This is a genomic window from Actinotalea subterranea (assembly GCF_008364845.1).
Classification (GTDB): domain Bacteria; phylum Actinomycetota; class Actinomycetes; order Actinomycetales; family Cellulomonadaceae; genus Actinotalea; species Actinotalea subterranea.
The window spans coordinates 96,333-117,187 of the sequence record NZ_VTTP01000003.1 but is presented as its reverse complement, the minus strand read 5'-3'; the positions used below and the strand labels follow the sequence as shown (position 1 = coordinate 117,187).

14 protein-coding genes are annotated in these 20,855 nt (G+C 74.4%); 9 read left to right on the top strand and 5 right to left on the bottom strand.

The features are described from left to right. The first annotated feature begins 25 nt into the window (after positions 1-25). Both FZ988_RS06415 and FZ988_RS06410 read left to right on the top strand, forming a co-directional pair. A complete protein-coding gene (locus FZ988_RS06415; protein WP_149203196.1) occupies positions 26-1,108 on the top strand; it encodes a VIT1/CCC1 transporter family protein in 1,083 nt (360 codons plus the stop codon). A 115-nt stretch (positions 1,109-1,223) separates the two neighbouring features. Continuing rightward, the gene (locus FZ988_RS06410) at positions 1,224-3,500 is read left to right on the top strand and encodes an EAL domain-containing protein (RefSeq protein WP_149203195.1); all 2,277 of its coding nucleotides are present in this window, start codon (positions 1,224-1,226) and stop codon (positions 3,498-3,500) included. A 38-nt stretch (positions 3,501-3,538) separates the two neighbouring features. Here the strand turns inward: FZ988_RS06410 and FZ988_RS06405 are convergent, their stop codons facing one another. After that, the gene (locus tag FZ988_RS06405) at positions 3,539-4,582 is read right to left on the bottom strand and encodes a phosphotransferase family protein (RefSeq protein WP_149203194.1); all 1,044 of its coding nucleotides are present in this window, start codon (positions 4,580-4,582) and stop codon (positions 3,539-3,541) included. Next, positions 4,579-5,826: an MFS transporter gene (locus tag FZ988_RS06400; RefSeq protein ID WP_149203193.1), complete on the bottom strand. Its 1,248-nt coding sequence runs from the start codon at positions 5,824-5,826 to the stop codon at positions 4,579-4,581. Before FZ988_RS06400 ends, FZ988_RS06405 begins: the two co-directional genes overlap by 4 nt. A gap of 228 nt (positions 5,827-6,054) precedes the next feature. Between FZ988_RS06400 and FZ988_RS06395 the strand changes: the two genes are divergently transcribed. Next, positions 6,055-8,808, top strand: a complete 2,754-nt coding sequence (locus FZ988_RS06395; RefSeq protein WP_149203192.1) for a bifunctional diguanylate cyclase/phosphodiesterase — start codon at positions 6,055-6,057, stop codon at positions 8,806-8,808. Positions 8,809-8,898: 90 nt separating this feature from the next. Here the strand turns inward: FZ988_RS06395 and pgm are convergent, their stop codons facing one another. Next, a complete protein-coding gene (pgm, locus tag FZ988_RS06390; RefSeq protein ID WP_149203191.1) occupies positions 8,899-10,602 on the bottom strand; it encodes a phosphoglucomutase (alpha-D-glucose-1,6-bisphosphate-dependent) in 1,704 nt (567 codons plus the stop codon). Positions 10,603-10,675: 73 nt separating this feature from the next. On the opposite strand from pgm, the gene FZ988_RS06385 reads away from it, so the two are divergent. From FZ988_RS06385 to FZ988_RS06375, 3 genes are all read left to right on the top strand, one after another. After that, the gene (locus tag FZ988_RS06385) at positions 10,676-11,515 is read left to right on the top strand and encodes a DUF5926 family protein (protein WP_149203190.1); all 840 of its coding nucleotides are present in this window, start codon (positions 10,676-10,678) and stop codon (positions 11,513-11,515) included. 147 nt (positions 11,516-11,662) lie between these two features. Continuing rightward, entirely contained in the window at positions 11,663-12,469 is an 807-nt protein-coding gene (locus FZ988_RS06380) for a glycosyltransferase family 2 protein (protein WP_149203189.1), read from the top strand. A gap of 102 nt (positions 12,470-12,571) precedes the next feature. After that, a complete protein-coding gene (locus tag FZ988_RS06375) occupies positions 12,572-13,816 on the top strand; it encodes an ATP-binding protein (protein WP_149203188.1) in 1,245 nt (414 codons plus the stop codon). A 1-nt stretch (position 13,817) separates the two neighbouring features. Here FZ988_RS06375 and FZ988_RS06370 read toward each other — a convergent pair whose 3' ends face one another. Further along, positions 13,818-16,298: a hypothetical protein gene (locus tag FZ988_RS06370; protein ID WP_149203187.1), complete on the bottom strand. Its 2,481-nt coding sequence runs from the start codon at positions 16,296-16,298 to the stop codon at positions 13,818-13,820. A gap of 100 nt (positions 16,299-16,398) precedes the next feature. On the opposite strand from FZ988_RS06370, the gene pheA reads away from it, so the two are divergent. After that, entirely contained in the window at positions 16,399-17,385 is a 987-nt protein-coding gene (pheA, locus tag FZ988_RS06365) for a prephenate dehydratase (RefSeq protein WP_149203186.1), read from the top strand. Positions 17,386-17,403: 18 nt separating this feature from the next. On the opposite strand, the gene FZ988_RS06360 is transcribed toward pheA, so the two are convergent. Then, complete coding sequence (locus tag FZ988_RS06360; protein WP_149203185.1) at positions 17,404-18,585, bottom strand: diacylglycerol/lipid kinase family protein; 1,182 nt, start codon at positions 18,583-18,585, stop codon at positions 17,404-17,406. A gap of 60 nt (positions 18,586-18,645) precedes the next feature. Here FZ988_RS06360 and serS point away from each other — a divergent pair, with 60 nt between their 5' ends. Continuing rightward, complete coding sequence (gene serS, locus FZ988_RS06355) at positions 18,646-19,932, top strand: serine--tRNA ligase (protein WP_149203184.1); 1,287 nt, start codon at positions 18,646-18,648, stop codon at positions 19,930-19,932. Further along, positions 19,929-20,726 carry an HAD family hydrolase gene (locus FZ988_RS06350; protein ID WP_149203183.1) on the top strand — a complete coding sequence of 266 codons (798 nt, stop codon included), beginning with the start codon at positions 19,929-19,931 and terminating at the stop codon, positions 20,724-20,726. The genes serS and FZ988_RS06350 overlap by 4 nt, the downstream gene beginning before the upstream one ends. The last annotated feature ends 129 nt before the right edge of the window (positions 20,727-20,855 follow it).

Sequence of the window (20,855 nt, the reverse complement as noted above, 5' to 3'; positions counted from 1 at the left end):
GACGTGACCGTGGCAGGCTGACGGCGTGAGCGCCCCCACCCCGGCCGACCTGCGCCGCTGGCGCCGTCACCTGGCCGACGAGCGCGCCGAGGCCGGCGTGTACCGCGAGCTCGCCCGGCACCGCAGCGGCGAGGAGCAGGAGATCCTGCTCGCGCTCGCGGACGCCGAGGGGCGCCACGCCGAGCACTGGGAGCGGCTTCTCGGCGACCAGGTCGGCGAGCCCCGCCGCAGCGACCCGCGCTTCCGCATCCTCGTGTGGCTCGCCAGGCGCTTCGGGTCCGTGTTCGTCCTCGCGCTAGCCCAGCGTGCCGAGGCCCGCGCGACGTACGAGGTGGACATCGACGCGACGCCCGCCATGGCCGCCGACGAGCGCATCCACGAGGAGGTCGTGCGTGCGCTCGCGACGCGCGGCCGCAACCAGCTCTCGGGGACCTTCCGTGCCGCCGTGTTCGGCGCGAACGACGGCCTCGTGTCCAACCTCGCCCTGGTCATCGGCGTGGCCGCCGCGGGCACGCCCACGGGGACGGTGCTCATCACCGGGCTCGCCGGCCTGCTCTCCGGCGCCCTGTCGATGGGCGCCGGGGAGTTCATCTCCGTGCGGTCGCAGCGCGAGCTCCTCGCGGCGTCGAACCCGAGCGCCGAGGCGGCCGGTGCCCTGCCGCACCTGGACGTCGACCGCAACGAGCTGACCCTCGTCTACCGGGCCCGGGGCATGACGCCCGAGGAGGCCCAGCGGCGCGCGACCGAGGTCCTCGACGACATCGCCGCGCTGGGCCCCGCGAGCCGCGAGTTCCACGCGGACTACCCGGCCGCCGACCAGCACGAGGTCGTGGGCACGGACGTCGGTGCGGCGCTGTCGAGCTTCTGCTTCTTCGGCTCCGGCGCGCTGATCCCGGTGCTGCCGTTCCTGCTCGGCCTGTCCTCGACCGCCGCCCTGGTGGCCGCGACCGTCGCGGTCGGCGTCGCGCTCCTGGTCACGGGTGCGATCGTCGGCCTCATCTCGGGCGGTCCGCCGGTGCGCCGGGCCCTGCGTCAGCTCGCCATCGGTGCCGGCGCGGCGGCCGTGACCTACGGCCTGGGTACGGCCTTCGGTGCCACGCTCGGCTAGGCCGAACTGACGCACCTGCGCGGTTGCGTGGCGTGAAACGCTCACAGGTGCCCGATCGTGGCCGCACGGTCTAGTAACCTCCACACAACCTCCGACATGACTGACAGGCGCGACGATGAGCCACGAACCTGGCACGGGCTCGGCGCCGAACGGCCTCGACCCCGGCCTCGACCACATCTGGACGAGCAACCTCCTGGACTCGTCACGCGAGGTCATCTACTTCAAGGACCTCGAGAGCCGGTTCATCCGGGTCAGCCTGGGCTGCGCCGAGCTCCACCGGACCACGCAGGACGCGCTCCTGGGCCTGAGCGACTTCGACCTGTTCGACGAGAAGCACGCGAGCGCCGCGTACGCGGACGAGCAGCAGATCATCGCCACGGGTGAGCCGATGCTCAACAAGCAGGAGCGTGAGCGCTGGGTCGACCGGCCCGACACGTTCGTCTCGAGCAGCAAGTTCCCGCTCCGCGCGCCCGACGGGTCGATCATCGGCACCTTCGGCATCTCGCGCGACGTCACGTCCCTGGTGCAGAACGAGCAGGAGATGGCGCGCCTCGCGGACATGACCGTCGAGGCCAACGCGGAGCTCAGCCGGGTCGAGTCGCAGCTCCGGGCGGTGCTCGACGGCTCGACGGACGCGATCGCACGCTACGACCACGAGCTGCGCTACCAGTACATGAACCCCGCCGGTGAGCGCTCCCGCGGGACGAGCCTCGCGGAGCTCCTCGGGCGCACCGACCGTGAGACGGGCATGGCCGAGGCGTCCCTGGAGATCTGGGAGCCGGCGCTGCGCCGCGTCCTGGAGACGGGCGAGCCCGACGAGGTCGAGTTCAGCGTGCCCGACGGTGCGGACGGCGAGGAGACCTGGTTCCACACGACGATCTCCCCGGACCGCGACACCACGGGGGACGTCGTCGGCGTGCTGACGTCGACGCGTGACATCACCGAGGTCAAGCGCGCCGAGCAGGCGCTCGCCCACCAGGCGATGCACGACTCGGTCACGGGCCTGGCGAACCGCTACCTCCTCACGGACCGCCTCGCCCAGGCGCTGGTCCGCATGGAGCGCTACCCCGCGCGCATCGCCCTGTTCTTCATCGACCTGGACTACTTCAAGGACGTCAACGACACGTACGGGCACGACGTCGGCGACCGCGTGCTCGCGGACGTCGCGCGCCGGCTCGAGGGCGTCGCGCGCAAGCAGGACACGGTCGCGCGCCTCGGTGGTGACGAGTTCGTCGTGCTGTGCGACCGGGTGCTCACGGACGAGGACGCGTCCGACATCGCCGACCGCATCGTCCACGCGCTCGGCCAGCCCCTCGTGGAGGGCAAGCTCCACCTGCGCCTGTCGGGCAGCGTCGGCGCGGTGATCACCGACGACCCCACGTCGGACCCGGGCGAGCTCATCCGCAGCGCCGACGCCGCGATGTACAAGGCGAAGCAGGGCGGGCGCAACCGGTTCCAGGTGTTCGACCCGCGCGAGCACGAGGGCACCACGGAGTGCATGACCCTCGAGGCCGAGCTCCGGGGTGCGCTCGAGCGCCACGAGCTGCGGCTGCGGTACCAGCCCCTGCTGAGCCTGAGCGACCAGCGCCTCCTCGGGTTCGAGGCACTCCTGCGCTGGGAGCACCCCGAGCGCGGCCTCCTCGGGCCCAAGGACTTCCTCGCGGCCGCCGAGAGCCGCGGCCTGATCGGGCCGATCGGCGCGTGGGTGCTCGACGCGGCCTGCGCCCAGCTCGCCCTGTGGTGCGCGCAGCGCGGCCCGACGGCGCGCCCCCTGTCGATGGCCGTCAACGTCTCGGGTCGGCAGCTGCGCGAGCCCGACCTGCTCGAGCAGGTGTGCACGGTCCTCGACCGGCACGGGCTCGCCCCCGAGCAGCTCTGCCTCGAGTTCAGCGAGCGCTCGCTCGTCCAGGACGGGCCGGACGCCCGCGAGACCCTCGAGGCGCTGAACCTGCTGGGTGTGCGCCTCGCGGTCGACGACTTCGGGGCGACGTACACGTCGCTCGCGCGCCTGCCCCGGTTCCCCGTGAGCGTGGTCAAGGTCGAGCGCGGCGCCGACGAGGAGTGGCACCGCAACCTCGTCGGTGCGGTCATCGCGATGGCGCACGGGCTGGGCATGAGCGTCGTCGGCGAGGGCATCGAGACGCCGGCGCAGCTGCGTGAGCTCATCGAGATGGCGTGCGACGACGGGCAGGGCTTCCTGCTCGGCCAGCCGTTGTCGCACGGCGAGGTCGCCCAGCTGCTGGCGGCCGACTCGCGCCGGGACGGGCCCGACCGCGGGTCGGCTCGCGCGCTCGCGGCGGGCAGCGCGCCCCGGGGGGCCGTGGCGCGGCTCGGCAGGGACCACGGCAGCTCCGACGAGGACCGGGAGCTCGGTCTCGCGGGTCACCGCTGAGGTTGCCGCGTCCGGGGGTTGCCCGGCGGGTCGCCGGCTCAGCCGAGGTGTGCGAGGAGCGTGGCGCGGCCCTGCGCGAGCGAGGTGAGGTACGGGCCGACCCAGGCGCCGTCGTACGCCCGGGGAACCGTCTCGACCGTCATGATCAGGTTGAGGTAGAGGCGGTAGAGGGCGAGGCGGACGTCGGCGGCCGCCGTGAGGCCGCTGACCGTGCCCGCGGCCGGGTCGAGCGGGAGCGTGCCGCCGCCGGAGCGGTACCCGGCGAGCAGGGTCGGTGACGGCGCACCGACGTTGAGGGGTTCGGCCCCCACGAGGTCCATGAGCGGGTCCGCGAACAGGCCGCGTTCGAAGTCGACCACCCCGGTCACCGTGCCCCGGGCGGCGTCGACGAGCACGTTGCCCGGCCACATGTCCATGTGGACCAGGCGCGGCGCGACGACCTCGGCGAGCGCCTCGCCGGCGCGCCCGACTGCGCGGAGCACGGCGCCGGCCTGGACGTCGACGCCCCAGCGGTCGGCGTCGCGCAGCACGGCGTCGACAAGGAGTGCGACGGCCTCGGGCCACGTCCCGGCCCCGAGGGCGAAGCCGTCGGCGGGGTAGCCGAAGCGTGCGGGGCCGACGGCGCCGTCGTCGGCGAGCGGCACGGCGTGGAGGGCGGCGAGCACGCGGCCGACGCCCTGCCCGAGCCGCGCGTCGACGCTCGGGTCGAGCTCCGCACGCACGCCTTCCCACGCGACGCCGGGGAGGTGCTCGACGACCAGCACGTCGACGTCAACGACGGCCCGGTCGAGGTCCAGGAGCAGGACGGCGGGGGACGGGACGCCTGGTGCGCGGCCGGCGTGGCCGAGCATGAACGCCTCGCCGCGCAGCAGGTCCCGCTCGTACGTGAGCAGGCACTGGGTCGCGGCGTCGTCGGGCGTCCCGGTCTTCACGACGACGGTGCGGCCGTCCGTCAGCTCGGCCGCCTGGACGGACGCGAACAGGCCGCCAGTGAGGACCCGGTCGGCGACGACGCCGCCCAGGGGCGCCAGCACGGCGCTCAGCTCGGTCCGCGTGAGCGGGCGCCGGGTCGAGGGCGTCACGCGGGGTCGCCCATGGGGTCGGTGGTCGGCTCGCGGAGCAGGACCGTCCCGGACTCCCTGGGGCCCGCGCGCAGGGTCCGCAGGGAGGCCAGGACCGCGAGCACCGCGAAGCCTGCGCTCACGACGACCACGACGAACCCGCTGTGCGACCCGCTCCTGTCGATGAGCGCGCCGGCGACCGAGGACCCCACCGAGACGCCGATGCCCAGCGAGGTGCCGACCCAGGTGAGGCCCTCCGTCAGCTGCGCCCGCGGGACGAGCTCCTGCACCAGGCCGTTGCCGTTGACGAGGGTCGGTGCGATGGCGAACCCCGCGACGAACATGACGGCGGCCAGCACCGGCAGGCTCGTGACGAAGAAGAACAGGCTCACGCCGAGGGCGAGCGCGACCATCCCGATCGCGAAGCGGCGCCACAGGGGGCTCGCCCAGTGGTGGGCGCCGTAGATGAGGCCCGAGATCATGGACCCGGCCGCGAACACGGCGAGGATCACGCCCGCCGAGCCCTTGCTGCCCTCCTCCTCCGCGAACGCGACCGTCGCGACGTCCGTCGCGCCGAAGATCGAGCCCATGGCGATGAAGACGACGGCGAGCACGATCATGCCGCCCGAGCGCATCACGTGCGTGTGGCGCACGTCCGGGTTGCGCTGCACGGGTGGCGGCTCGGTCGCGCGCTGCCCGTAGAGCAGGAGGCCGCCGACGACGACGGCGACGAGGGGCACGACGAGGCCCGCCACGGGCTGGACCCCGGTCGCGAGGAGCGTCGCGAGGACGGGTCCGATGATGAAGACGAGCTCGTCGAGGGCCGACTCGAGCGAGTAGGCCGTGTGGACGTCCCGTGGGTCCCGCAGCAGGTGGGACCACCGGGCGCGGATCAGGGCGCCGACCGACCCGATGCTCGCGCCCGAGACGGCGGCCGCCGCGTAGAGGAACCAGGGCGACGCGCGCAGCAGCGCGATGGCGACCAGTGCGGCGAGCCCGAGGACGGTGACCGCGAGCGCAGGGCGCATGATCCGGGCCTGGCCGTAGCGGTCGACGAGCCGGGCCAGCAGCGGGGAGCAGATGGCGTGCGCCACGACCTCGACGGCAGCGACCCGCCCCGCGAGGCCGTACGAGCCGTAGATCTCGGAGACCATCAGGACGATGCCGATGCCGACCATCGACATGGGCAGGCGTGCGAGGACGCCTGCGGAGGAGAACGCGAGCGCACCGGGGCGTGACAGGACCTCGCGGTACGGCTGGAGCATGGCCTCATCATCGCAGCAGGCGGTGACACGCCCGGCGTCGTGACGGCCGGCGCCCCGGCCGCCGAGGCCGTCGTCATCGGCGGACCGACGGGCTGCGGGTGAGGTCCACGGGGCGGCGTCACCCGCACGGCCCTGCCGGACTGCGCACCCGCGAGGGGCCGTGCGAGGATCGCCGCAGTCGCGTGCGCCGGCCGAGCGTCGTCAGCGGGGCGCGGAGGGAGGCGCAGCATGGCGCTGAGCATCGCGGAGGGCACGGGGACGCCGGCCGCGGACCGGGCGAGGGCACGGCGACGCCGCCGGGCCTGGCCCCGTCTCGTCTACAGCGTGCCCGGCCTCCTCGTGCTCGTCGTGGCCCTCTTCTGCCTGGCCTTCCTCGCCGTGGCGCTCGCACCGCAGGACCACCACCTCGCGACGTGGTGGCCGGCGGCAGGGCTCTCGATCATCGCGCTGCTGTGGGCGCCGCGGGACCGCCGCGTGGCCGTCGTCGGCGCCGTCGTCCTCGCGAGCCTCGCCGCCAACCTCGTCGTCGGGCGCACCTGGCCGCTCGCCGCAGGGCTGTCGCTGTCCAACGCCAGCGAGGCCGTGGTCGTCGCCCACCTGCTGCGGCGCGGCCGGTCCGCGCCCCGGCTGCAGTCCCTCGAGGACGTCACGCTGCTCGTCGGCGCGACGGTCGTCGGTGCGCTCGTCATGGGGCTGGGCGCGGGGCTCACCACGCTGCTCACCGCCACGGGCGACCCGTGGATCACGGCGCGCACCGTCATCTCGAGCCACGGCGCGGCGGTGCTCGTCCTGGTGCCGCTGGGCCTGCGGGGGGCGGCCATGCCGCGTGGCGCCGACGTCGGGAGACGGCTCGAGGTCACCGCGCAGTGGTGCTGCCTGCTCGCCGCCGTCGGCCTTGTGTTCATGCCCGGGCAGTCCCTGCCCCTGAGCTTCCTGCCACCGGCGCTCCTCGTGTGGGGAGCGCTGCGGCTCAGCGTGCGCACCGTGAGCGTGCAGCTGTTCCTCGCGGCGCTGCTCATCAACGTCCTCACACGGCTGGGCGGCGGTCCGTTCGCCGCCGGCTTCGAGGGCGAGTCGACGCTCGCGGCGTCGCTCGTCCAGACGTACGTCGTGGTGCTCGCCGTCATCACGCTGCCGCTCGCGGTCTCGGTCGGTCAGCGCCGGGCCGCGCTGGAGCGGGTCGCCGCGAGCGAGCGGCTGTTCCGGCGCGGCTTCAGCGACGCCCTCCTCGGGATGGTCCTGCTGCGCCGGTCCGAGCCTGCCCGGCCCGGCGACCCCGGCTCGGGCGGCCGCGAGGAGCGTGGCCTCGACGTGGTGGAGCTCAACGACATCGCTGCGCGCCTCCTGGGCGGCGGGCACGACGAGCTCGTCGGGTCCTCCTGGACGGACGCCGTCGACGAGGAGCACCGGCCGGAGCTCCTCGAGGCGGCCCGCGCGATGGTCGACGGCGACCTCGCGGGCTGGCACGGGGAGGTCTCCCTCACGTCGGCGCTCGGCCGGCGCTGGGTCGAGGTGGCGCTGTCCCCGCTGTCCGCGCAGGCGGGCGACGGGCTCTTCGTCGCGCAGGTCGTCGACGTCACGGGCCGCCGCGAGGCCGAGGATCGCCTGCGCGCGCAGGCGCTGCGGGACAGCCTCACGGGCCTCGGCAACCGGGTGCTGCTCCAGCAGAGGATCGACGCCGCGATCGCCGCCCTGCCGACGCCGGGGCCTGTCGGCGGGACGCACGACGGGCCGCACGACGAGGGCCAGGACCGCGGCGACGGTGGTCCGCCACCGGCCGCGCCCGGCGTCGCGCTCCTGTTCTGCGACCTGGACGACTTCAAGCTCGTCAACGACTCCGCGGGGCACACGAGCGGGGACGAGGCGCTCGTCGAGGTCGCGTCACGCCTGCGTGCCGTGCTGCGACCGGGCGACGTCGCCGCACGCCTCGGCGGGGACGAGTTCGTGGTGCTGCGACCACGCGCGGGCGACACCCTCGAGGCCCGCGCGCTCGCCGAGGAGGTGCTGGGGGTCTTCCGCGAGCCCGTGGTCGTCGCCGACCAGGCCTTCGCGCTCGGCGCCTCGATCGGCATCGCCTGGGGCACGCACGGCACGACGGCGGACGACCTCCTGCGGGACGCCGACGCCGCGATGTACGCGGCCAAGGCCGAGGGCAAGCGGCGGGCGGTCGTCTTCTCCGACGAGCACCGGGCCAGCGCCGTCCGCTCCGCCCGGCTCGAGCAGGAGCTCCGGACGGCCGTCGAGCGGGGCGAGCTCGAGATGTTCCTCCAGCCCGTCACGGACCTGCGGGACGGCCGCACCGTCGCCGCCGAGGCGCTCGTGCGGTGGTGGCACCCGGAGCGGGGCCTCCTCGCGCCCGGCGAGTGGCTCGACGTCGCCGAGTCGTCGGGCCTCATGCCGCAGATCGGCGCCTGGGTGCTGCGCCGCTCGTGCGAGATCGCGGCGACGTGGCCGGAGCTGCGCGGCCAGGAGGCGCCCGCCATCCACGTCAACGTCTCGGCCCGCCAGCTCGAGGTCGCCGGGTTCGTCGACGACGTCCGCGCCGTGCTCGAGGCGACGGGCCTCGAACCCGGCCGGCTCGTGCTCGAGTTCACGGAGACCCACCTGGACACCGTGAGCGACCGCCTGCTCGCCGACCTCGCCTCGCTGCGTGACCTGGGCATCGGCCTCGCCGCGGACGACTACGGCACGGGCTACAGCCCCCTGACCCGCGTGATCGACCTGCCCATCTCGATGATCAAGATCGACCGGCGCTTCGTCGCGGCGATGCTCGACGACGTGCGCAGCCAGGCCGTGGTGACGACCCTCGTGCGGCTGAGCGACTCCCTCGGCCTGGCGCTCGTCGCCGAGGGCGTCGAGACCGCGGAGCAGGCCCAGGCGCTGCGCCTGCTCGGGTGCACGACGGGCCAGGGCTACCTGTGGTGCCGGCCGGTCCCGGAGGCCGAGTTCTGGGAGCGCCTGCACGCGTCGGCCCGCGCCTGAGCGCGCGCGGCGCCCGACGTCGCTCCCTGTGCCCGACGGCTGTCACCTTCGCCTGAGCGCGCGACGGCAGCCCGTCGGCCCGTCAGGCCGTCAGCCGGCGAGCGTCTGCGTGACGAGCTCCTGCGCGGCCTGCTGCACCTGCGTGAGGTGCTCGGCGGACACGAAGGACTCGGCGTAGACCTTGTAGACGTCCTCGGTGCCCGACGGGCGCGCGGCGAACCAGGCGTGCGGCGTCGTGACCTTGAGGCCGCCGATGGCCGCACCGTTCCCGGGCGCCTCCACGAGGCGCGCCGTGATCTCCTCGCCCGCGAGCGTCAAGGCCGTGACCTGCTCGGGCCGCAGCGAGCCGAGCGCGGCCTTCTGCTCACGGGTCGCCGGGGCGTCGACGCGGGCGTACCAGGACTCGCCGTGCTGCTCGACCAGCCGCGCGTGCAGCTGGGACGGGGACGACCCCGTGCGGGCCGTGATCTCGGCGCCGAGCAGCGCCAGGAGGATCCCGTCCTTGTCGGTGGTCCAGACGCTGCCGTCGTGGCGCAGGAAGGACGCGCCGGCGGACTCCTCGCCGCCGAAACCGACCGAGCCGTCGAGCAGGCCGGGGACGAACCACTTGAAGCCCACGGGGACCTCGAGGAGACGACGGTCGAGGCGCGCAGCGACCCGGTCGATGAGCGCGGAGGACACGAGCGTCTTGCCGATCGCGGCATCCTGGGGCCAGCCCGGCCGGGCGCCGCCGTACAGGTAGCTGATGGCGACCGCGAGGTAGTGGTTGGGGTTCATCAGCCCGGCGTCGGGCGTGACGATGCCGTGCCGGTCCGCGTCGGCGTCGTTGCCCGTCGCGATGTCGAACGGCGTGCCGCCGTCGGCGTCGCGCACCGACATCGCACGCACCAGGGAGGCCATGGCCGACGGCGACGAGCAGTCCATGCGGATCTTGCCGTCCCAGTCGAGCGTCATGAACGCCCAGCGGGGGTCGACGTGCGGGTTCACGACCGTCAGGTCCAGGCCGTGCCGCTCCGCGATCTCGCCCCAGTAGTCGACGGACGCGCCGCCCAGCGGGTCGGCGCCGATGCGCACGCCGCTGGCCCGGACCAGCTCGAGGTCGAGCACGTTCGGGAGGTCCGCGACGTACGCGGACATGAAGTCGTGGCGGCGCGTCGTCGACGCCGCCAGGGCCTGGTCGAGGTTCACGCGGCGCACGCCCGCAAGGCCGCTGCGCAGCAGGTCGTTGGCGCGACGCGCGATCCAGCCGGTCGCCTCCGAATCCGCGGGCCCGCCGTGCGGGGGGTTGTACTTGAAGCCCCCGTCACGCGGCGGGTTGTGCGACGGGGTCACGACGATGCCGTCCGCGAGGCCCGAGCTGCTGGTGCCCGACCCGCCCGTCCGGACCCCCTCGGCCGTCCCCGCGCCGTTGTGCAGCAGGATCGCGTGCGACACGGCGGGCGTCGGCGTGTAGCCGTTGCGGGCGTCGACGTGGACCTCGACGCCGGCGGCGGCGAGCACCTCGAGCGCGGTCTGCCACGCGGGCTTCGACAGCGCGTGCGTGTCACGCCCGATGAACAGCGGGCCGTCGGTGCCCTGGCCGCGCCGGTACTCGATGATCGCGCTCGTGATCGCGATGATGTGCGCCTCGTTGAACGCGCCGTCGAGGCTCGAGCCGCGGTGCCCTGAGGTGCCGAAGACGACCTGCTGGGCCGGGTCGTTCACGTCGGGCGTGATGTCGTAGTAGGCGCCGAGCACGGCGTCCACGTCGATGAGGTCCTCGGGCAGGGCGGGGGTTCCGGCGCGCTCATGCATGGGCCGATCCTCGCACCAGGTGGTGCTCCGCCGCACGGGTGACGCCCGGCGGGTACCGGTAGTCTCGCTGCCCATGGCCAGGAGACCGTCTGTCGAGTTCGTGCTGCGTCCGTTCGAGGGGCTCCCGGGCGAGCCCGACTGGGTCGCGATGCGTGAGGTCGTCCCCGCGGCGACCGCCACCGCGCGCACCACCGCGGAGCACGGCTCGCGCGACGTCGTCGTCACGACGGTCCTGCCGATGGCGTGGCCCGCCCTGCACCGCGGCGACGGCGCGATCTTCCTGGCCCTGCAGCAGCACGCCGGCTCGGGGGACGCGTCGCGCGACCTCGCGGCGCTCCTGCTCCAGGCGCTCGAGCTGCCCGCCGGCACACCCATCACGTCGGCGCCGCTGCCCGAGCCGGGCCCGCGCCTGCAGGACGTGCTCGACCTCACGGTCCCCTTCGAGGTGACCGTCCACGAGGGTTTCGACTACTGGACCGCGGCCGGCGTCGACCTCACGCCTGACGTCCAGGCCTCGCTCGAGCGCATGAACGAGACGATCGTGCCCACCCACCGCCTCACCGGCGTCGAGGGTGCGTACTGGGCCCGCATGGGCGAGCGCGAGTACCTGCGCTGGGCCGTCCCGCACGACGAGCAGAAGTTCCTCGACGCCCTCGCGCGGCTCCACGCCCGCCGCGAGTCCGGCCTCGGCGACCAGGGCGACCTGGGCAAGTTCATCGGCGCGTTCCGCTCGTGCGGGATCCTCGTGCCCGTCTGGGACCTCGCACCCGGGACCGAGGCCGACGCCCTCGAGGCGCCCGTCGCGGTGCTCGGGGAGCGGCTCGAGGCGGCGCTCGCGGTGGACACGCCCCTCGACGCGAACGAGCGCCGTGCGCGGGCCGGGCTCGTCGCGCGGCAGCTCACGCTGCGCTGACCGCGGGCGACCCGGCGCCGGCGGCGAGCCGGGACAGGTCCCGGCCGTGGCGGCCGGGCGGCCCGTCGTCGCCCCGCGGATGACCCGCCCTTGACCTTCTCCTGGCCCGGCTGTGGCAGGGCGCCCGAACGTCGTTAGGCTGGTCCCGTGGCCACCACTCGCGGACGTCGAACCCCAGGCGATGCGAAGGGCCCCGGTGCCGCGCCGAAGCAGCGCGTCGCCGTCGTGATCCCCGCGAAGGACGAGTCCCGGCGCATCGCCGCGACGGTCCGCGCGGCCCGCGCGATCCCGCACGTCGACCTCGTCCTGGTGGTCGACGACGGGAGCGAGGACGCGACGCAGCACGTCGCCCGGGAGGCCGGCGCCGTCGTCGTGCGGCACTCCCACAACCGCGGCAAGGCGGCCGCGATGGAGACCGGCGCGGCCGTCGTCGCGATGCGCGACACCGAGGACCGGCCCCCGCGCCTGCTGCTGTTCCTCGACGGCGACCTCGCGGAGTCCGCGGTCAACGCCGCACCCCTCGTGCCCCCCGTCCTCGAGGGCTCGGCCGACCTGTCGATCGCGCTCCTGCCGCCGCAGCCGGGCGCGGGCGGGCGCGGCATCGTCGTCGGGCTCGCGCGGCGGTCCATCCAGTCGCTGACCGGGTGGACGCCCACGCAGCCGCTGTCGGGCATGCGGTGCCTGACGCGTGAGGCGTTCGAGGCGGCGACGCCACTCGCGCGCGGCTGGGGCGTGGAGACCGGCATGACGATCGACCTCGTGAGCAAGGGGTTCGTGCCCGTCGAGGTCCCGTGCGACCTGCGGCACCGCGCCTCGGGCACCGACCTGCGCGGGCAGATGCACCGGGCGGCGCAATACCGCGACGTGCTCCTCGCGGTCAACGCGCGCAAGGTCCGTGGTGTCGCGCGCGGTGTCCGCGGCCGGCTCGGTCGCAAGGCGACGCCGACCCGCTGACCGGCGCGTGCGGACGGGTGACCCCGACCCTGTGGCCGGAGGCCATCTCAATGGCGTATATTATTGGCACCCAAGTGCAACTAACATCGGCAGTGGAGTGTCATGGCTGACTACCGCCCGCGGCTCGTCGACGACCAGCTCGCGCGCGGCCTCCGCTCCGCCGGCGCTGTACTCATCGAGGGGCCGAAGGCGTGCGGCAAGACCTCGACCGCGCGTCGGCAAGCCGGATCGATCGTTCGCCTGGACGCCTCGCCGCAGATCCGTGCGGCCGGCGAGGCTGATCCGAACACCCTGCTCGACGGAGCGACGCCACGCCTGATCGACGAGTGGCAGCTCGTCCCCGGCGTGTGGAACGCGGTCCGGTACCAGGTCGACGAGCGCCAGGCTGATGGCCAGTTCATCCTCACCGGCTCGGCGACCCCTGCCGATGACGTCACGCGCCACACCGGCGCAGGCCGTGTCGCCAGGGTGCGGATGTCGCCCATGACACTGCACGAGGCTGGGCACGGCACCGGTGCGGTGTCGCTCGCCGGCCTGCTCGACGGCGAGCAGCCGTCGAGCTCCGCGTCCGAGGCCGGGATCTCGGACATCGCCGAGCTTCTGTGCCGTGGTGGCTGGCCCGGGAACCTCAACCGTGAGCTGGGGGACGCGCTCAACGCGAACCGCGACTACCTGGCGACCATTGCCGGCGCGGACATCGTCACGGTGGACGGGGTCCGACGCGATCCCCGCAAGGTGTCTGCGCTGATCTATGCCCTGGCGTGCAGCAACGGCACGTACGTGACGGACAAGACCCTGCAGGCCGATGTGAATGGTCGTGGGGAGACTCTCGCGCCGCGGACGCTCGCGTCGTACCTGGACGCCCTGTGCAGGCTGTGGATCGCCGTCGAGCAACCCGCATGGGGACAGCACCTGCGCTCGAGCGCCCAGGTCCGCAAGGCCCCGAAGCGGCACCTGGTCGACCCGTCTCTCGCGGTCGCCGCGCTCGGGGCGACGCCGCGGGCTCTGGTCGCCGATCCGGAGGCCTTCGGTCAGCAGTTCGAGAGCCTGGTCTTCCGCGACCTCGTGGTCCATGCGCAGGCGGCGGGCGCCACGGTTCGCGCGTATCAGGACGGGTCGGGCGCCGAGATCGACGCGGTAGTGGTCCGGGACGACCAGTGGCTCGGCATCGAGGTGAAGCTCTCTGCACGGCCGGAGGTCGTGGACATGGCCTCCGCCGCGCTGCTGCGGATCGCCAAGACCATGAGGACGCCGCCGGTCGCCCTCGCCGTGGTCACAGCCACGGGCCCGTCGTACCGCCGCCCCGACGGGGTGAACGTGGTCTCGATCCTTGACCTCGCCCCCTGACTCAGGCCCGCGACGCCCGGGCGTCCGTGGCACCGTCCGGCTGGAGCGTCTCGCGCAGCCGCAGCAGCCATGCCGCGCACACGGTGACGAGCAGCGGCACGGCGAGCGAGATGCCGAGCGCGGGGATGACGATCCCGGAGTCGTTGACCGCGAAGCCGATGCCCAGCGTCACCGAGAGCGCCACGATGCCGGGCCGCAGCATGGGTGCCTCCGAGCCGAGGCTCGTCAGGGGTGCACCTGAGGACAGCCACGCGAAGGCCCCGCCGTCGGACGCGGTCGCCGCCCAGCGCAAGGGTCGCGCGAGGACGAGCGCGACCAGGGCGATGCCCGCGAGGGCGAGCAGGGTCAGCCACGTCCCGCCGAGGTTCGCGAGGTTCTGCGCGAGCTTGCGGCCGACGACGGCACCCAGGCCCCCGTCGAGCACCGTGTCGACGAAGCGGCCGAGGTGCGTGCGGTCCTCGGCCGGCCGCAGCCAGTCGAGCACGGCGAACCCGGTCACCACGAGGCCGCCGGCGCCGAGCACGCCCACGAGGCGCACCCAGGAGAGGCGGATCCCGGCGGCGAGGAGCGCGAGCACCGCGAAGCCCGGGACGAGCGCGGGCGGCCCACCGAAGTCGCTGCCGAGCCCGGGCATGCCGTCGAGCACCGTCGCGACGACACCGATGAGGGCGACGAGACCCGCAGCGAGCCGACGGCGTCCGGCACGCACGAGGGGGTCCGCGACGGCGACCGCCGTCATGAGGGTCGCGGCGGCGAAGAGCGAGAACGCCGTGTTGTTGAACCCGTAGAACCGGCCGGCGACGACCGGCTGGACGCCCATCGGCGCGGAGATCTGGAGCGTCGCACCGGTGGCGACGTCGACCGCGATGACGAGGGCCGTCGCTCCGGCCACGACAGCCATGGGGGCGAGGAGCGGGTGGCGCCACCGCGGGGCGAGCGCGAGCGTCGAGATCACGGCGATCCAGCCGGCGATCAGCCCGGTGATCGCCCAGCCCGGTGAGGGGGCGCGCCACCAGGGCGCGAGGTTCGCGAGGACGCTCGCGACGGGCAGCGATCCGACGACGACGCCCGCCGCCCGCAGGGTGCGCAGCGCGGCGGTCGGGTGGTTGGTGAGCGTGCTGGCCCACCGCCCGAGGCGCCCGGGCGTCCACCGTCCCGCGAGGCGCCCGACGGCGGTGAGGAACCGGCCGTTGAGCCCCAGGCTGACCAGGAGGTACAGCACGAGGTTGATCGAGATGAGCAGCGTGTAGAACGTCGGCGTGATGGGCCGGACCGCGGCCGAGTGCTGGTCGATGTCGAGCACGGCCGTCAGGCGCGCGTTGGCGTCGCTCGCGCCGCCGACGGGTGTCACGGGTGCGCCGACGAGCGCGCCCGCGGGCGCCTGGTCGGTGAGGCCGAGCGCGGCGAGCACCGTGGGCGTGACGTCGGTGGCCTGGAGCATGCCGGGCTGGCGGGTCGAGCGGGAACCCAGGAGCGTCGCGCCGTAGGCCTCGTCGCCGCCGGGCACGGGGCCGAGCGCCGCCGCGAGCTGCATGCGTGCGCGCGTCCCCGAGTCCGCGAGCGAGACGAGCAGGACCGTGACCTCGCGGTCGCTGTCCTCGACCGCCTCGAGGACGGCGCCGATCCGCGCGTCGAGGGGCTTGACCTGCTCGGTCCGGGTCGGCTCCATGATGACCTCGGGGCCGGCGGGCTCCTCACCGGTCGGTGCCGGCTCCGGCTGCGCGGGCGCCTCGCCCGTCCCGGGTGTGCCGTCCGGGGTCGGGACGGGTTCCGTGGGGTCGGCACGCCCCACGGTCGCGCGCCCGGTGTCCCGCACCGAGCCCGCGTCGACGACGACGAGGTCGGACGTCTCGAGGGCCTGCTCGACGGAGCGGCGCACCCCTGACGGCTCGACGGAGCGGGCCTCGTAGGGGACCGTCAGCACCCCGTCGGGCCCGGCGAGCGCGATGGCGGCGCCCGGGCCGATCGCCGTCGCGGCGACCCCCGCGTCGGTGAGGGTCGAGCCGAGCAGGCCCAGCACCGGGTCGTAGCTCTCCTCCTCGGCGGACTGGACGAAGTCGGCCCACCCGCGCACCCGGCCGTCCTCCGTGGGGTTGGTCAGGGTGCGGCACTCTCCGTAGGCGGCTCCCGGCAGGTCGCCAGCCCGAGCCCCGGCGGACAGCGCGAGCCACCCGTCGGCGGGGCACGCCGAGGAGCGGATGCTGCGCGCGGCGACGGTCCCGATGGACGCGCGGCGGGACACGTCCCACAGGGCGGGCGTCGACAACGTGTGCACGTCGTCCCACCGCAGCCCGGTCACGCCGATGAGCACGACGGCGGGGTCGGTCGCTGACGCGTCGGCCGCGGGCACGGACGCCTGCCCCGCGCCCCCGACCGTGCCTGCGCCGGCACCTGCCGCCGTCGCCGAGGCCGCGAGCAGGGCGCCGATGCCGAGCGCCGTCACCAGGGTGCGCAGGGGCGCGGTACGGCGGGATCGGGGCACGCGACCAGCCTAGGGCGCACTACGCTCGGGCGGCGGCGAGCGAGCGGCGGGCCCGTGCGATCCCCACAGGACCTGCACCTCCCGCCTGAGAGGAGCGCACATGACGGCCGACGTCGTTCCCACGGACGGTGCGGCGGGCACGCCACGAGCGGGCGACCGGTACGCGTACCTGGGCCCCGCCGGGACGTTCACCGAGGCCGCGCTGCGTCAGGTCGTCGCCCCCGAGGACGCCACGTACCTGCCGCAGACGGACGTCGTCTCGGCCATCGAGGCCGTCCGCACGGGCGACGCGGACTTCGCCGTCGTCGCGATCGAGAACTCGGTCGAGGGCGGCGTCACGGCGGTGCTCGACACGCTCGCCGTCGGGACCCCGCTCGTCCTGCTCCGGGAGATGCTCGTGCGCGTCGGGTTCGTGCTCGCGGCACGCCCGGGCACGCGCATCGAGGACATCCGGCGGATCTCGGCGCACCCGCACGCCTGGGCGCAGTGCCGGCGCTGGCTCGCGGGGAACCTGCCGGGCGTGGTCCACGTCCCGGCGACGTCGAACACCGCGCCCGCCGCCCTCCTCGCCGGCTCCGCCGAGAACCTGGGGTTCGAGGCGGCCCTCGTGCCGCCGCCGGCCCTCGAGCACTACGGGCTCGAGGCGCTCGCCGAGCACGTCGCGGACAACGAGAGCGCGGTCACCCGGTTCGTCCTCGTCGGGCGGCCGGGTGCCGTCCCGGCGCGCACCGGCGCGGACAAGACGACGCTCGTGGTGCACCTGCCGAGCAACCAGGCGGGCGCCCTGCTCGAGATGCTCGAGCAGTTCTCGGCGCGCGGCGTGAACCTGTCGCGCATCGAGTCGCGCCCCATCGGGGACTCCTTGGGCCGCTACTCGTTCTCGATGGACGCGGAGGGGCACGTCGAGGACGAGCGGATGGCGGAGGCGCTCATGGGCCTGCACCGGGTGTGCCCGCACGTCCGGTTCCTCGGCTCCTACCCGCGCGTCGACGCGCCGCAGGGCGAGGTCAGGCCGGGCACGTTCGACGCCGACTTCCACGCGGCGCGGGCTTGGGTCGAGACGCTGCGTGAGGGCACCGGCCACTGAGGCCGGCGCGTGGTGCCGTCAGGCGCCGTCGACCCGCACGGTGAGCGCGCGCTCGTCGACGCGGGCGGAGACCTCGAGCGCCTCGCCGATCGTGTCGCCGTCGACCTGCACCTGCTCGGGTGAGCGCGAGCGCACCCCCATGGTCCGGACGCGTGCGTGGTCGATGCGCCCGATCTTGTTGGGCAGGTCCGTGATCACGCCGAACCGCTGCATGGCGACCTCGCCGAGCAGCTGGGCCCAGCCGACGAGGCCGCCGCGCGTGTCGATCGTGCCGATGTCGAGCCAGCCGTCGTCGAGCTCGGCGTCGGGCAGCAGCGTGATGCCTCCGGGCAGCCGGCCGCAGTTGCCGATGAGCACGCTGCGCAGGCGCACGCTGCGCCAGGGCCGGCCGTCGAAGGACAGCTCGAGGCGCATGCGTCGCGCGTGCAGGTGCTTGACGCCCGCCACGAAGTAGGCGATCCAGCCGACGCGCGCCTTGAGCTCCTCGTCGGTGTCGGCGACCATCGCGGCGTCGAACCCGAGGCCCGCGATCACCAGGAAGATGTGGTCGCGTGCGGGCTCCGAGGTGCCCGGCGGCGTCTTCTCGGGCGCCACGGCCTGCGGGTCGGCCTGCGCGATGTCGTCGGCGACGTCGGACTCGTCGCGCACCACGGTGAGCCAGCCGACGTCGATCTTGCGGTCGCGACCGGTCAGCGCGATGCGGAGCAGCGCGTCGACGTCGTTGATGGGCAGGTCGAGGTTCCGTGCAAGGAGGTTGCCCGTGCCCTGCGGGATGAGGCCCATGGACGCGCCCGTGCCCGCCAGGCCCTCGGCGACGGCGCGGACCGTGCCGTCACCGCCGATCGCGATGACCACCTCCGCGCCCCGCGCCACGGCCTCGCGCGTCTGCCCGATGCCCGGGTCGTCCTCCGTGGTGTCGAACCACAGCGGCTCGGGCAGGTAGCGGGCGGCGCACGCCTGGACGGCGGCGTCGCGGAGCGCGGGCACACCGGGCTTGGTCGGGTTGGCGACGAACGCCACGAGCGTGTGCGCGGCGTCCGACCCTGCGCCCGACGCCGTACCCGGCTGCCCTGCCGCGCCGATCGACGGCTTGAGCGCGATGCCGTGCCCGAGCAGGGCGCGCCTGTTCTGCAGCGCGAGATGGACGGCGACCGCAGCGAGCAGCGCACCGACGATGGCCACCCAGCCGACCCAAGTCATGGCGCCACCGTACGGGCACTGACCGACGTCCACACGTCGGTCAGTGGATACCCTCGTCACGTGATCGACCTGCGCGTCCTGCGGGACACCCCCGACGTCGTCCGCACGAGCCAGCGGCTGCGGGGCGACGACCCCTCCCTGGTCGACGCGGTGCTGGACCTCGACGCCCGGCGCCGCGCGGCCCTGACCGACTACGAGCGGCTGCGCGCCGAGCAGAAGTCGCTCGGCAAGGAGGTCGCGCAGGCCAAGGGCGACGCGAAGGCGGAGCTGCTGACCCGCGGGAAGACGCTCGCCGACCAGGTCAAGGCGCTCCAGGCGGACGCCGACGCGGCGGCCGTCGAGCTCGACGAGGTCGTCTCACGGATCGGCAACGTGGTCATCGACGGCGTGCCCGCGGGCGGCGAGGACGACTACGTCGTGCTGCGCCATATCGGGACCCCGCGCGACTTCGCGGCCGAGGGCCTGCGCCCCCGGGACCACCTCGAGCTCGGCGAGATGCTCGCGGCGATCGACACGGAGCGGGGCGCCAAGGTCTCCGGCGCGCGCTTCTACTACCTCACGGGCATCGGTGCCCGCCTCGAGCTCGCGCTGCTCACGGCCGCGATGGACAAGGCGATGGCCGCGGGCTTCACGCCGATGATCACGCCGACGCTGGTCAAGCCCGAGATCATGCGCGGCACGGGCTTCCTCGGCGCGCACGCGGACGAGGTCTACCGGCTCGAGGCCGACGACCTGTACCTCGTGGGGACCTCGGAGGTCGCGCTCGCGGGCTACCACTCGGACGAGATCCTCGACCTGGCCGACGGCCCCCGCCGGTACGCGGGCTGGTCGGCGTGCTACCGGCGCGAGGCGGGCTCGTACGGCAAGGACACGCGCGGCATCATCCGCGTGCACCAGTTCCACAAGGTCGAGATGTTCAGCTACGCGAAGGTCGAGGACGCGCAGGCGGAGCACGCGCGTCTCCTCGCGCTCGAGGAGGAGATGCTCGCGCTGGTCGAGCTCCCGTACCGGGTCATCGACACGGCGGCGGGGGACCTCGGCTCCAGCGCGGCGCGCAAGTTCGACTGCGAGGCGTGGCTGCCGAGCCAGGAGCGGTTCCTCGAGCTCACCTCGACGTCGAACTGCACGACGTTCCAGGCACGCCGGCTGGGCGTCCGGGAGCGCGTCGAGGGCGAGACGCGGACGGTCGCGACGCTCAACGGGACGCTGGGGACCACGCGGTGGATCGTCGCGATCCTCGAGAACCACCAGCAGGCCGACGGGTCGGTGCGCGTGCCCGAGGGGCTGCGGCCCTACCTCGGTGGGCTCGAGGTCCTGACGCCGCAGGCCTCGGGCGCGGGCGCGTGACGGGTGCCCTGCTCGTCGCGCTCGACATCGACGGGACGCTCCTGACCCACACGGGCGTCCTGACCGACGGCGTGCAGCCCGCCGTGGAGGCGCTGCGCGACGCCGGGCACCACGTGGTGCTGTCCACGGGCCGCTCGGTGCACGCGACCGTCCCGGTCGCGCAGGAGCTCGGCATCGACCGCGGCTGGGCGGTGTGCTCCAACGGCTCGGTCACGGTGCGCCTGGACCCCGATGTGGCCGACGGGTACGAGGTGACCGACGTCGTCACGTTCGACCCCGGGCCCGCGCTGCGCCTCATGCACGCCGAGTTCCCCGACGCGTACTTCGCCGTCGAGGAGGTCGGCGTCGGCTTCCGCATGAACAAGCCGTTCCCGGAGGGCGAGCTGGGCGGCCGCCACGAGATCGTCGGCATCGACGACCTCGCCGGCGCGCACGTCACGCGCCTCGTGGTCCGCAGCCCCGGGCACACGAGCGAGGAGTTCCACGACCTCGTCGCACGCACGGGCCTCGCGGACGTGACGTACGCGATCGGCTGGACGGCGTGGATGGACGTCGCACCGGAGGGCGTGACGAAGGCGAGCGCGCTCGAGCGGCTCCGCGGGGAGCTCGGCGTGGCGTCCGCACGGACCGTCGCGATCGGCGACGGCAGCAACGACGTCGACATGCTGCGGTGGGCGGCGCGCGGCGTCGCGATGGGGCACGCGCCCGAGCACGTGCGCGCGGTCGCCGACGAGGTCACGGGCCCGATCGAGGAGGCCGGCGCGGTCCCGGTCCTGCGGTCGCTGCTCGCCTGAGCGCCGTGGGAACGGCGTGGGAGCCGGTGGGAGAACGGCTCCTCGCAGGCGTTGGCGAGCCTGCGACCTGGTGGGACTCGTGGGAGCGCTGATGAGCCCGGTGGACCGCGACGGCCCCGGAGGAGCACA